The sequence below is a fragment of the Halorhodospira halophila SL1 genome (assembly GCF_000015585.1).
Lineage (GTDB): Bacteria > Pseudomonadota > Gammaproteobacteria > Nitrococcales > Halorhodospiraceae > Halorhodospira > Halorhodospira halophila.
The window spans coordinates 2,562,706-2,574,770 of record NC_008789.1; the positions used below are offsets into that span (position 1 = coordinate 2,562,706).

Sequence of the window (12,065 nt, forward strand, 5' to 3'; positions counted from 1 at the left end):
GTGTTCAGGCCTGACCGCCCATGCGCCGGATGGCTGCACGGGCCGCGAAGTCATAGCCGTCCGCGCCGAGGCCGGTGATCACCCCCTCGGCGATGTCGGACAGATAAGAGTGTTGCCGGAACGCCTCGCGGGCGTGGACGTTGCTCAAGTGCACCTCGATGAACGGCAGCGCAACGGCAAGCAGCGCGTCGCGCAGACCGACACTGGTGTGCGTCAGGGCCGCGGGATTGATGACGATGAACTCGACGCCTTCATCCGCCGCGGCGTGGATCCGATCGATGAGCTCGCCCTCATGATTGGACTGGGCGCTGCACAACTGCACGCCGGCCGCGTCGCAGATGGACCGCAAGCGGGTTTCGATGTCCTGAAGCGTCAGCCGTCCGTAGCGCTCCGGCTCGCGGGTCCCCAGTCGATTCAGATTGGGCCCGTGGAGTAACAACAGCTTGGGCATGACACGCGCTCACCCGACTCGCACCGCCCGCGATTCTGACTGAGCGCCGGAAGATTGTCTAGTTTTACGGTGATCCCGACACAATCCCGGCCGTTTCGCCGGGGATGCCTGCGACCGATTGTCCACGCCCACCGTCCACGCCGGCCGGCTACCCCGGCCGGCGTGGACCGCAACGTCCCAGACCCCCCGGTCACCCACCGAAGGCCTCGCGCGTGCGCTCGGCAAACGCCTCGGCGTCCTTGAAGCCGGCCACCCGGTACTCCGATTGCTCCTCGCCCTCGCCGTTGTAGAACAGGATCGCGGGAGGCAGATAGACGCCGTAGGCCTCCATCAGTTCCCGATCAGCATCGGTCATGTCGGTGACGTCGATGCGTACCTTCTCGGCGCCTTCAAGGGCCGCCTGGACCCGGTCATCCGGAAGCGTACGCTCCTCAAGCTGGACACAGTAGACGCACCACTCGGCCGAGAAGTCGATCACCACCGGGCGCCCCGCCTCGCGGGCCTCGTCAAGCAGCTCCTCAAGCTCATCGAGGGTCTCGACGTGCCGCCACTCCTCGAGCACCTGGGCGCGGGCCTGGGCGTATGGGTCGCCGGTGATCCCCACCCAGGGGCGCAGCGGGTCACCGGCACCGGTGACCGCCCCGAGGACCTGGGCAGCACCGGCTACCGCCAGCACGGCCGCCAGCGTGGCCCCGGCGCCCCGGGCCGGCACCGAACCACCGGTGCCGCGACTGCGCAGCAGCCGCCAGGCCAGCCACACCGCAGCCGCCAGCAGCAACACCGCCCAACCAGCGAGCACCAGCCCATCCGGCATCAGCCGGGACGACATCCACCACGCCACGCCGAGGAAGATGAAGCCGAAGACCTGCTTGACCGACTCCATCCACGGACCCGAGCGCGGCATCCAGCGCCCGGCGGCCGTGCCGACCGCCAGCAACGGCGCCCCCATACCCAGGGCCATGATGTAGAGCGCGCCGGCGCCCAGCACCACCTCACCGGTGTTGCCGATGAATGCCAGGGCGGCCACCAGCGCCGGCCCCGAGCAGGCACCGACGATCAGCGTGGAGAGCACACCCATGGCTGCCACGCCCGCCACCTGCCCGCCGGGCAGACGGCTGGAGGCGGCCTGCAGCCGCCCCTGGACCGACGCCGGCATCTGCAGGTTGTAGAGGCCGAACATCGCCAGCGCCAGGGCGACGAACAGGGCACTGAAGGCCACGGTAACCACCGGCCCCTGCAGATCGGCCTGGATGGCCCGCCCGGAGAGTCCGGCCAATGCACCGGCCAGGGCGTAGGTGATCGCCATGCCCTGGACATAGACGAAGGACAGCCAGAGCGCTCGACCGGTACCCGGCCGCCCGCCGCCCGGCTGGCTACCGACGATCAGCCCCGAGAGGATGGGGATCATCGGGTAGATGCAGGCGGTGAAGGCCAGCAACAGCCCGGCGGCAAAGAAACCGCCGAGGATGGCCCACAGATTCCCCCCACCGAGCAGCGCCTCCAGCTCGCCCATGGGGCCCTGGCCGCCGCCCCCGGCGGCACCGGCACCGCCGGAGCCATCGCTGTACTGTACCGCGCCGGAGGCGATCTCGGCTTCCAGACTGCTCGGCGGATAGCAGAGGGATTCGGGCTCGTTGCAGCCCTGGAACTCGGCGTAGAGCTGCGCCCCCTCGCCGACCGGTTCGGCGGTCTGCAGGTGCACCTGCAGCGTACCCCGGTAGATGACCACATCCCCGAAGAACTCATCGGAGAAGGCCTCGCCACTGGGGTAGGAGACCTCGATGATCTCGTTGTCGCCGTCGCGCAGCTCGAAGTCGAAGGCGTGGCGATAGAGGTAGTGGTCCTCGGCCACATCCCAGCGAGCGACCAGGCGATCCTCGCCCACCTGCTCGACGGTGAACGGGAAGATCTCCTGTTGATCCACCATTCCCTGTGCCGGGGTGGCCGCCACCAGCAGACCCAACGCCAGCCACAGCGCGGCGACCAGGCCACCTCGGTCGAATCGCATCCTGCCCGTCATCGAGTCATGCCCTCCTACCGGGTTTCTTCACGTATCCAGTCCAGGAACCCTGACAGGCCCTTTTCGATGCCGACCGCGATCACCTCCGGAAGTTCATAGGGATGCCGCTCCACAAGCAGCCCCTCCAATCGGGTGTAGGCAAAATCCGACGTCTTGATCACCAAGAGGCACTCCGTCTCGGCCTGCGCCTCCCCCTCCCAGTAGAAGACCGAGGTCACCCCCGGGACGATGTTGACGCAGGCGGCGAGCCGGGCCTCCACCACCTCGCCGGCCAGCCGGCGGGCGGTCTCCCCGTCGGGGCAGGTGCACAGGACGACCAGCTCCTTACTCGACATCGCTGAACCTCCTTGGGTGGCTTGCAGGGGTTGAATTCTACCACCGCCGTCCTCATCCACTTAGAACCGGCAGGGAACGTCACCCGGGCGGGTGCCGGAAGCCCTTGACGGGTTGCAACCGAACGATATGATTAGCACTCACGATAAGCGAGTGCTAACAAGCCGCCGAAGCCGCGGCGTACCAGACACTAGAGTCCACGACCAAGAGATAGAGGGAGAGAGGACCGATGAGCATCCGTCCCCTGCACGACCGAGTGGTCATCCAGCGCCTCGAGGAAGAGCGCACTTCCCCGGGCGGCATCGTCATCCCGGATACCGCGGCCGAGAAGCCGATGAAGGGTAAGGTCATCGCCGTGGGCCACGGCAAGACCCTCGACAACGGCGAGCGCCGCCCGGTGGAGGTCAATGTCGGCGACCAGGTCCTGTTCGGCAAGTACGCCGGCACCGAGGTCAAGATCGATGGCCAGGATTACCTGGTGATGCGCGAAGACGACATCATGGCCGTCTTCGAGGGCTAACGCAGCGCCAGCGTTTAGCGCGCAGCGACCCACCAACCCGAGACCCGAACACCGAATCGAGCAGAGGAGCCAACCATGGCTGCGAAGGAAATCCGTTTCTCCGATGATGCGCGCCAGCGCATGATGAGCGGCGTCAACCAGCTGGCGAACGCCGTCAAGGTCACCCTGGGCCCGCGCGGCCGCAACGCCGTGCTCGAGAAGAGCTTCGGCGCCCCCACCGTCACCAAGGACGGCGTCTCCGTCGCCAAGGAGATCGAGCTCGAAGATCACTTCGAGAACATGGGCGCCCAGATGCTCAAGGAGGTCTCCTCGCAGACCTCGGACGTCGCCGGTGACGGCACCACCACCGCCACCGTCCTGGCCCAGGCCATCCTGCGCGAGGGCATGAAGTCCCTGGCCGCGGGCATGAGCCCCATGGAGCTCAAGAAGGGCATCGAGAAGGCCACCGAGGCCGCCTCCAACTACCTGTCCGATGAGCTCTCCAAGCCCTGCGAGGACGACAACTCCATCGCCCAGGTGGGCACCATCTCCGCCAACTCCGACGAGGCCGTGGGCCGGATCATCGCCGACGCCATGGGCAAGGTCGGCAAGGAAGGTGTGATCACCGTCGAGGAGGGCTCCGGCCTGGATAACGAGCTGGATGTCGTCGAGGGCATGCAGTTCGACCGCGGTTACCTCTCCCCCTACTTCGTCACCGATCAGCAGACGATGAAGGCGGAGCTCGAGGACGCCGCGATCCTCCTCCACGACAAGAAGATCTCCAACATCCGCGATCTGCTGCCGCTGCTTGAGGGCGTGGCCAAGCAGAACCGCCCGCTGCTGATCATCGCCGAGGAGGTCGAGGGCGAGGCCCTGGCTACGCTGGTGGTCAACAACCTGCGCGGCATCGTCAAGGTCGCCGCGGTCAAGGCGCCGGGCTTCGGTGACCGCCGCAAGGCCATGCTCCAGGACATCGCCATCCTCACCGGCGGCACGGTCATCTCCGACGAGGTCGGCATGACCCTCGAGAACGCCACCGTGGACGACCTGGGCACCGCCAAGAAGGTGCAGATCTCCAAGGAGGAGACCACCATCGTCGGCGGCGCCGGCCGTCACGACGACATCATGGCCCGCGTCGAGCAGATCCGCGCCCAAATGGAGGAGTCCACCTCCGACTACGACAAGGAGAAGCTCCAGGAGCGCGTGGCCAAGCTCGTCGGCGGCGTGGCCGTGATCAAGGTCGGCGCGGCCACCGAGGTCGAGATGAAGGAGAAGAAGGCCCGCGTCGAGGACGCCCTGCACGCCACCCGCGCTGCGGTGGAAGAGGGCATCGTTCCCGGCGGTGGCACGGCCTTGATCCGCGCCCTGGCCGCCCTCGAGGGCCTGAGCGGCGCCAACGAGGAGCAGACCCAGGGCATCGCACTGGTCCGCCGTGCCATGGAAGAGCCGCTGCGCCAGCTGGTCCTCAACGCCGGCGAAGACGCCTCCGTGGTGGTCAACAAGGTCCGTGAGGGCACCGGCAACCACGGCTACAACGTGGCCACCGGCGAGTACGGCGACCTGGTACAGGCCGGCGTCCTCGACCCGACCAAGGTCACCCGCTCGGCCCTGCAGAACGCTGCCTCCGTGGCCGCGCTGATGCTGACCACCGAGGCCATGGTCGCCGACCTGCCGAAGAAGGACGACGAAGGCGGTGGCGGCGACATGGGTGGCATGGGCGGCATGGGGGGCATGGGCGGCATGATGTAAGCCGTCCGGTTCCCCGGCGCCCTGACGCCGTTAAGACCCCTGCTGGGCACGCCCCAGCGGGGGTCTTTGTTTTTGTACAATACGAGCAATCGGCACAGGCTCACCACGGGGCAACAGTGATGATGACCACTCAAAAGGCCGCAAGACGTATCCTGGGTACTAGCGCGGAGCTCTGGGTCAACCCCCAACGCATCTCGCAGCACCGGGGGAGCAAACACCCCTATACCGCGGTCATCCGTGCTCGGTACAACACCAAGCTACGTCGGCCGATCACATGGCTCAGCCGGAAATGGCACCCGTTCTTCCTGAAGCATTCCTGGTTACCAGAAGGCACCCCCATTGAGGCGGAGCCCAAGTACCGACGTATCGCGGACTTGATCGAGAAAAAAAGCAATTACCGCGAGAGCGAGTGGTACGTGAAGTTGCGCGAGGAGGTACGAACTCGGGGATCGGCGCGTTACAAATTCCGAAGGATGCGAACCGAGGCGTGCGTAGATGCGTTTTTCCAAGAGCATGTGCTGCCCTTGATCATGACCATGGAGCGGGATGGTTATCAGGCTAATCCCAGGGACGAGCATGGGACTGTCCTCGTCGGTGAAGATGGCTGCCTCTACAAGACTGGCGGCGGCAGTCACCGTTTCTACGTTGCTCGCCTGGTTGGGGTGAACCGTCTACCAGTGGCCGTCATTGGCGTTCACGAGGAGTGGGCCCGCGCGCATGGAATTGCTTGCGAACGCAGTGGGTTACAACAATTGCCCCCATTACTTCGCAACCTTGAGCAAAGATACGCATAGGATAGGTAGAGTGACCCCCACAAAGCCCCAGCAACCCCAGAAGAAAAAGAAGAAAAAAGCCTCATCCAACCCTCGACACCCACGCTACTGGCCGACTTGGGTGGGACTTGGCGTGATGCGGCTGCTTGCCCTTCTCCCGATTCCGTTGATTGGGCGCATCGGTGACGGGCTCGGAATGTTGCTGTGGGTTGCCGTCCCGCCGCGACGGCATATCGTCCGCACGAATCTTGGGCTCGCCTTCCCGGATCGTTCGCTCGCCGAGCGAAGGCGGCTCGAGCGGGCCCACTTCCGCTCCGCAGCACGGGGCATGCTTGAGGGGGCTCTGGCCTGGTGGGCATCCATCGAGCGCCTTGCCCCCTACTACACCATTGAGGGCCTGGAAAACATCGAAGTCGCCCGGCGGGCCGGACGAGGCGTGATCCTGCTGATGCCGCACTACACCACCATGGAGATGTGCGGAAAGATCATCGGTCACCACGTCCCGGATTTCCACCCCGTCTACAAACCCACCAAGGACCCTGCCTTCAACACCGCGATGGTGCGCATCCGGAGCACCGGGGTCGCGGGGCTGCTGGTCAACGACGACATGCGGGGGATCCTGCGCGTTCTGCGTAACGGTCAGGTGATCTGGTACGCACCCGACCAGGACTTCGGACGCCGTGGCTGCGTCTTTGCGCCCTTTATGGGCGTAGCCACCAGCACCCTGACGACGACCGCGCGCCTGGCTCAGCGCTCAGGCGCTCCGCTCGTGCCGCTGCACTGTGAACGCTTGCCCGGGAACCGCTGGCACGTGCGTGCCGACACCCCACTGGAAGGGTTTCCGAGCGGCGATGACGAAAAAGATGCAACCCGCATCAACTCGGTCATCGAGGCCCAGGTCCGGCAGGCGCCGGAGCAGTACCTGTGGCTGCACCGCCGCTTCAAGACGCGCCCCGACCCCGACGCCCCCAACCCCTACACCCGGCCAGGGCGCAGGCGCTAGTCGGCCAGGGGCACGGAACGGCGGATGGAGGGGTGGCCGGTAAAGCCGGCCCACAGGTCGCGGAAGCACTCGCCGTTGAGCGGGTGGCGGGCCTCGGGGGCCAGTTCGGCCAGCGGTCGGAGGACGAAGTCGAACTGGAGGATCTCGCCCCGGGGCAGGGTGACCGGATCGCCGTCGATGACCGCATCCCCCCAGAGCAGCAGGTCCAGATCGAGGGTCCGCGCCGAGAACTTCCCGCCGGCACGGTGCCGGCCGTGGGCGTCTTCCAGCTCGCGCAGGGTGTCGAGGACGTCCTCCAGCGACTCCTCGGCCCGGAAGCTAGCCACCAGGTTGTAGAAGTCCTCGCCCTCGAAGCCCACCGCCGCCGTCTCGTAGACGGTGGAGAAGACCATGTCCGGCCAGCGCACGCGCAGTTCCGCCATGGCCGAACGGATGTTGCGGTCGCGATCGATGTTGCTGCCGATGCTCAGATACGCCTGTCTCAACGCCGCTCGCCTCGCTCGATGGTCACGCCTACGTCGTCCGCGCCGCGCAGCGCGCCGGGCTTGCTCACCGAGAGCCGCAGCCACGCCACGCCGAACTCGTCGCGAACGATCTTCGCCACTTCCTCGGCCAGCGTCTCCACGAGCAGGAACTCACTCTCCCCGACGAACCCGATGATCCGCTTGCCGATGGCCTTGTAATCGAGGGCGTCGTCGATGGAGTCGGTAGCCGCAGCCCGAGCGACGTCGGCGGACATCTCCAGGTCAATACGCACCCGCTGGCGGATGCGCCGTTCCCACTCGAAGATGCCGATGACGGTCTCGACCTGCAGGCCGCGAATGAAGACGGTATCCATGGGCGCACAGTCTCCGGTTGCAGATGGCAACTTGCAAGCCGCGTCAGCACCCCCGCCCCGGCCACGACACTCAACAGCGGCTAGAAGCAACCCGGCGGCAATGGTATTATTCGGCCATTTCCGACACCCGGCGGGCAGGAACGCATGAATCTCCATCCCCAGAGCCTCTACAATTCCGTCGTTCACGAACGGCACAAGGCGCGCCAGGCGCTCGGCATTCTGCTGCTGATTGTCATTGTCACCTTCAGCGCCCCCACCGTGGGCTGGCTCTACACCCTGGGTGCGATCGTCGGCGGCGCGGGCATCCTCTTCCGGCTGTGGGCGGCCGGCTACCTGAGTAAGGACAAGGAGCTGGCCCAAGATGGCCCCTATGCCCTGGTGCGCCACCCGCTGTACGTCGGCAACTTTCTGATCATCGGCGGCTTCCTCATGGCCGGCCAGGTCCTCTGGCTGGTGCCGGTGGCCATCGCCTTCGCCATCCTCTACTACCCGCCGGCGATCCAGAAGGAAGACGCCAAACTGCGCAAGAAATTCCCCGAGCAGTGGGAACCGTGGTACGCCAAGACCTCGGCACTGATCCCCAAGCTCAACCCGGATCGCCCCCTGAACGTCACCCGCTGGTCGTTCCGCCAGAGCCTGCAGCCCAACGGTGAGCCGATCATCGCCACGCTACTCACCATCGGGCTGATCATTATGGGGATGCGCCTGTAGCAAAGAGCGGCTAATGCCCGACGAAACCCTTACCCGCCCACCGGCGGCGATCAGCGAGGAGGCCATCGAGGGGCTGTTCGCTGGGTCCCGACGTGTCCGCCCTCAGGGCACCGGTAACCAGTCAAAGGTCTGGATCTTTGCCGACCACGATCCCCCGCTGGTCGTCAAGACTCCCCGCTCCCGCGGGGTGGGGCGTTGGCTAAGCCGATGGATGATCCGCCGCGAGTATCGGGCTTACGAGCGACTAGAAGGCGTACCCGGGGTTCCCCACTGCTACGGCCTGTTCCGCGGCGAGTGGCTTGTGCTCTCCTATGAACCCGGGGTCAAGATCCGCCCCAAAGAGGTGCAGACGCCACATGCCACGACCCCAGCCCCTTCGGTTGTTGGCCTGCGCCGAACGATCGCGGAGATGCACCGTCGTGGGGTCGCCCATACCGACCTGAAACGGCACGACAACCTGCTCTATTCGGCAGAGCATGAACGCATCACGGTCACGGACTTCGGTACCGCTTTGCTCCGACCTAAAAACCGCCCCCCGGGGCCCGTTTGGCGATGGGCGGCACAACAGGACTGGAACGCTTGGGCGCGGTATGGGTGGTCGAAACACCCCGAGTTTATGCCACCCGCGATCGCTCGGTTGCACCGCCGCACCCTCGTCGAACGAGTTGCCAAGTCGGTCCGTGACCTTTTCAGCGACTAACCGACCCACCGGGTAGACACCGCCCCGCGCCTGCGCCGAAACTGCGGGCATGGACACACTGCCCACACCGCTCCGGGAGATCAGCGAGCGCCATCTGGCCGCCCTGCAAGAGGCCGGCGCGGTCCCCGAGGACGACCGCATCGCCACCACCCTGTCCCGAGTCGTCGCCGCCAGCGATTTCGTGGCCCAGGCGGTCGCCGAGCGAGAGCCGGGGCTGCTCCACGACCTCGCCGACAGCGGCGACCTGTTCACAGCCTACGGCGAGACTGGCCACCGGCAGCGCCTGCGAGCGCTCCTCGATCAGACCGCCGACGAGGCCGGCCTCTACCGCGCCCTGCGCCGCTTCCGGCGTCGCGAGATGGTGCGCATCGCCTACCGCAGCCTGGCCGGCTGGGCCGGGCTGGAGGAGACGCTGGAGGAGACCAGCGACCTGGCCGAGGCGAGCATCGATCTGACCCTGGACTGGCTCCACCGCGCCCTGGCCGAGCGCTGGGGCACCCCGCGAGGCCCCGACGGCGATCCCCAGCACCTGGTGGTCCTGGGCATGGGCAAACTCGGCGGTCGCGAACTCAACTTCTCCTCGGACATCGACCTGATCTTCGCCTTCCCCGAGACCGGGGAGACCGACGGCAACCGGCCCCGCAGCAACGACGAGTTCTTCGTCAAGCTCGGCCGGCAGCTCATCGGCGCGCTCAGCGAGATCACCCCCGACGGCCAGCCCTATCGCGTCGACATGCGGTTGCGCCCCAATGGCGACGCCGGCCCCCTGGCCCTGCCCTTCTCCGCGGTCGAGACCTACTACGAGAGCCAGGGCCGTGAGTGGGAGCGCTACGCCATGATCAAGGCGCGCTGCGTCGGCGGCGACTACGCCGCCGGCGACGAGCTGACCCGTAGCCTGCGCCCCTTCGTCTACCGCCGCTACCTGGACTACGGTGCGCTGGAGCAGATCCGCGAGATGAAGGCGATGATCGCCCGCGAGGTGCAGCGCCGCGGCACCGCGCGCAACATCAAGACCGGCCTCGGCGGCATCCGCGAGGTGGAGTTCGTCGCCCAGGCGTTCCAGCTCATCCGCGGCGGGCGGGAGCCACGGCTGCGCTCACGGCGGCTGATGACCACCCTGGAGACCATCGCTGAGCAACAGCTGCTGCCCGAGCACGCCGTCGACGAGCTGCGCAGCGGGTACCGCTTCCTGCGCCAGGCCGAGAACGCCGTGCAGATGCTCGCCGACGAACAGAGCCACACCGTACCCGAGGATCCGGTCCTCCGCGCCCGGGTGGCACTGGGTGCCGGCCACCTCGACGCCGACGCCTTCGAGGCAGAACTCGAGCAGGTCCGCCGGCATACCCACGACCACTTCGAACAGGTCTTCGCCGCCCCTCAGGCCGAGGACAGCGAGGACGCCGAAGACCCGGCCGAGCTGGTGTGGAACGGCCACCTGGACACCGACGAGGCCGGCGAACGGCTGCGTGCGCTCGGCTTCCCCGACCCGGAGCAGCTGGCCCGGCGTCTGGAGCGGCTGCGCGAGGGGGCCGAGGTCCGCGCCCTCTCCGCCCGCGGCCGCCACCGCCTGGACCGGCTGGTGCCCCTGGTCATCAACGCCTGCGTGCGCGCCCGCCGTCCGGAGCTGGCGCTGACGCGGGTCCTCGATCTGATCGAGACGGTGGCCCGGCGCACCGCGTACCTGGCACTGCTGGTCGAGCACCCCATGGCGCTCTCGCAACTGGTCCAACTCTGCGACGGCTCGGCCTGGGTGGCGCGCTTCCTCACCGCCCATCCGCTGCTGCTGGACGAACTCCTCGATCCCCGCACCCTCTACGAACCCCTCGGCCGGGACGCTCTGGAGGCGGACCTGGACACCCGGCTACGGCGCATCGCCGCCGACGATCTGGAGCAGCAGATGGAGGCGCTGCGCCAGTTCAAGCAGGCCAATCAGCTCAAGGTGGCCGCCGCCGATGTCTCCGGGGCCGCGCCGCTGATGGTGGTCAGCGACTACCTCACCCAGCTCGCCGAGGTGGCCCTGGAGCGGGCCGTCGTTGTCTGCCGCGAACACCTGGTGCACCGCCACGGCCGCCCCATGTGCACCGACGGCGGCGAACGGCGCGAGGCCGGCTTCGCGGTGGCGGGGTACGGCAAGCTCGGCGGTCTGGAGCTGGGCTACGGTTCCGACCTGGACCTGGTCTTTCTGCACGACAGCCGTGGCGAGGCGCAGCATACCGACGGCGAGCGCAGCGTCGACAACCAGGTCTTCTTCGCCCGCCTCGCCCAGCGCGTGGTCCACGTCCTCAACACCGTCACCCCCGGCGGCATCGTCTACGAGGTCGATACCCGACTGCGCCCCTCGGGCAACGCCGGGCTGATGAGCACCACCCTGGACGCCTTCCGGCAGTACCAGCGCGAGGGTGCCTGGACCTGGGAGCACCAGGCCTTGGTCCGGGCCCGGGCGGTCGCCGGCGATCCCGGCCCGCGGGAGACCTTCGAACAGATCCGCGCCGAGGTCCTCTGCCAGGGCCGCGACACCGGCTCCCTGCGCGAGAGCGTGCGCAGCATGCGCGAGCGCCAGCGCAAGGAGAAGGGCAGCCGCAAGACGGGGCGATTCGACCTCAAGAACGACCGCGGCGGCCTGACCGACATCGAGTTCCTGGTCCAATTCGGCGTCCTCAATGCCGCCCACGACCACCCGGAACTGACCCGCTACCCGGACAACATCCGCCTGCTGCGGCAGCTGGTTCAGGCGGGGCGGCTGGCCGAGGCGGACGCCAACCGCCTGGCCGGTGCCTACCGGGCCTACCGCCGTCGCGTCCACCAGCTCGCCCTGCAGGATCAGGACGCGGTGCTCGACAGCGAGGAGCTGCAGGACGAACGAGCGGCGGTCACTGCGATCTGGGAACGGATCATGGAGGGGTAGGCGGGGCGCCGGCGCCGATCCCCCGAGCGAACGAGGGGGGCGGGGGGCATCGGGCCGGCAAGTATGGCAAACTGCGGCGCGGC

Annotated in this window: 12 protein-coding genes; 7 read left to right on the plus strand and 5 right to left on the minus strand. The window is 67.3% G+C overall.

Features of this window, described 5'->3' with window-relative positions; genetic code table 11:
- Window positions 1–4: 4 nt before the first annotated feature.
- The 3 genes from aroQ to cutA form a co-directional block, all read right to left on the minus strand.
- Window positions 5–451, minus strand: coding sequence for a type II 3-dehydroquinate dehydratase (aroQ, locus tag HHAL_RS11800; RefSeq protein ID WP_011815122.1), 447 nt, complete (start codon window positions 449–451; stop codon window positions 5–7).
- A gap of 190 nt (window positions 452–641) precedes the next feature.
- Entirely contained in the window at window positions 642–2,471 is a 1,830-nt protein-coding gene (gene dsbD / locus HHAL_RS11805) for a protein-disulfide reductase DsbD (RefSeq protein WP_011815123.1), read from the minus strand.
- Window positions 2,472–2,485: 14 nt separating this feature from the next.
- On the minus strand, window positions 2,486–2,806 hold the full coding sequence (gene cutA / locus HHAL_RS11810) for a divalent-cation tolerance protein CutA (RefSeq protein WP_011815124.1): 321 nt from the start codon (window positions 2,804–2,806) through the stop codon (window positions 2,486–2,488).
- A gap of 227 nt (window positions 2,807–3,033) precedes the next feature.
- On the opposite strand from cutA, the gene groES reads away from it, so the two are divergent.
- From groES to HHAL_RS11825, 4 genes are all read left to right on the plus strand, one after another.
- A complete protein-coding gene (gene groES, locus HHAL_RS11815) occupies window positions 3,034–3,324 on the plus strand; it encodes a co-chaperone GroES (RefSeq protein WP_011815125.1) in 291 nt (96 codons plus the stop codon).
- Between the two features lie 75 nt (window positions 3,325–3,399).
- Window positions 3,400–5,052, plus strand: a complete 1,653-nt coding sequence (gene groL, locus HHAL_RS11820; RefSeq protein ID WP_011815126.1) for a chaperonin GroEL — start codon at window positions 3,400–3,402, stop codon at window positions 5,050–5,052.
- Between the two features lie 119 nt (window positions 5,053–5,171).
- A complete protein-coding gene (locus HHAL_RS13370) occupies window positions 5,172–5,846 on the plus strand; it encodes a hypothetical protein (protein WP_011815127.1) in 675 nt (224 codons plus the stop codon).
- Window positions 5,770–6,828, plus strand: coding sequence for a lysophospholipid acyltransferase family protein (locus HHAL_RS11825; protein ID WP_081432234.1), 1,059 nt, complete (start codon window positions 5,770–5,772; stop codon window positions 6,826–6,828). The genes HHAL_RS13370 and HHAL_RS11825 overlap by 77 nt, the downstream gene beginning before the upstream one ends.
- Here HHAL_RS11825 and folK read toward each other — a convergent pair.
- Window positions 6,825–7,313 (minus strand): 2-amino-4-hydroxy-6-hydroxymethyldihydropteridine diphosphokinase, encoded by a 489-nt coding sequence (gene folK / locus HHAL_RS11830; protein ID WP_011815129.1) that lies wholly within the window; start codon window positions 7,311–7,313, stop codon window positions 6,825–6,827. The genes HHAL_RS11825 and folK overlap by 4 nt on opposite strands.
- Window positions 7,310–7,666, minus strand: a complete 357-nt coding sequence (gene folB, locus HHAL_RS11835) for a dihydroneopterin aldolase (RefSeq protein WP_011815130.1) — start codon at window positions 7,664–7,666, stop codon at window positions 7,310–7,312. The genes folK and folB overlap by 4 nt, the downstream gene beginning before the upstream one ends.
- Window positions 7,667–7,810: 144 nt before the next feature.
- On the opposite strand from folB, the gene HHAL_RS11840 reads away from it, so the two are divergent.
- From HHAL_RS11840 to glnE, 3 genes are read left to right on the plus strand one after another with little or no spacing between them, the layout of a single operon-like run.
- Window positions 7,811–8,377, plus strand: coding sequence for a methyltransferase family protein (locus HHAL_RS11840; protein ID WP_011815131.1), 567 nt, complete (start codon window positions 7,811–7,813; stop codon window positions 8,375–8,377).
- Between the two features lie 13 nt (window positions 8,378–8,390).
- Window positions 8,391–9,077, plus strand: coding sequence for a BUD32 family EKC/KEOPS complex subunit (locus tag HHAL_RS11845; RefSeq protein WP_011815132.1), 687 nt, complete (start codon window positions 8,391–8,393; stop codon window positions 9,075–9,077).
- A gap of 49 nt (window positions 9,078–9,126) precedes the next feature.
- Window positions 9,127–11,982 (plus strand): bifunctional [glutamate--ammonia ligase]-adenylyl-L-tyrosine phosphorylase/[glutamate--ammonia-ligase] adenylyltransferase, encoded by a 2,856-nt coding sequence (glnE, locus tag HHAL_RS11850; RefSeq protein WP_011815133.1) that lies wholly within the window; start codon window positions 9,127–9,129, stop codon window positions 11,980–11,982.
- The last annotated feature ends 83 nt before the right edge of the window (window positions 11,983–12,065 follow it).

Coding starts and splice junctions, on each gene's coding strand:
- aroQ (WP_011815122.1), bottom strand. CDS start 451: ATGCCCAAGCTGTTGTTACTCCACGGGCCCAATCTGAATCGACTGGGG.
- dsbD (WP_011815123.1), bottom strand. CDS start 2,471: ATGACGGGCAGGATGCGATTCGACCGAGGTGGCCTGGTCGCCGCGCTG.
- cutA (WP_011815124.1), bottom strand. CDS start 2,806: ATGTCGAGTAAGGAGCTGGTCGTCCTGTGCACCTGCCCCGACGGGGAG.
- groES (WP_011815125.1), top strand. CDS start 3,034: ATGAGCATCCGTCCCCTGCACGACCGAGTGGTCATCCAGCGCCTCGAG.
- groL (WP_011815126.1), top strand. CDS start 3,400: ATGGCTGCGAAGGAAATCCGTTTCTCCGATGATGCGCGCCAGCGCATG.
- HHAL_RS13370 (WP_011815127.1), top strand. CDS start 5,172: ATGATGACCACTCAAAAGGCCGCAAGACGTATCCTGGGTACTAGCGCG.
- HHAL_RS11825 (WP_081432234.1), top strand. CDS start 5,770: ATGGAATTGCTTGCGAACGCAGTGGGTTACAACAATTGCCCCCATTAC.
- folB (WP_011815130.1), bottom strand. CDS start 7,666: ATGGATACCGTCTTCATTCGCGGCCTGCAGGTCGAGACCGTCATCGGC.
- HHAL_RS11840 (WP_011815131.1), top strand. CDS start 7,811: ATGAATCTCCATCCCCAGAGCCTCTACAATTCCGTCGTTCACGAACGG.
- HHAL_RS11845 (WP_011815132.1), top strand. CDS start 8,391: ATGCCCGACGAAACCCTTACCCGCCCACCGGCGGCGATCAGCGAGGAG.
- glnE (WP_011815133.1), top strand. CDS start 9,127: ATGGACACACTGCCCACACCGCTCCGGGAGATCAGCGAGCGCCATCTG.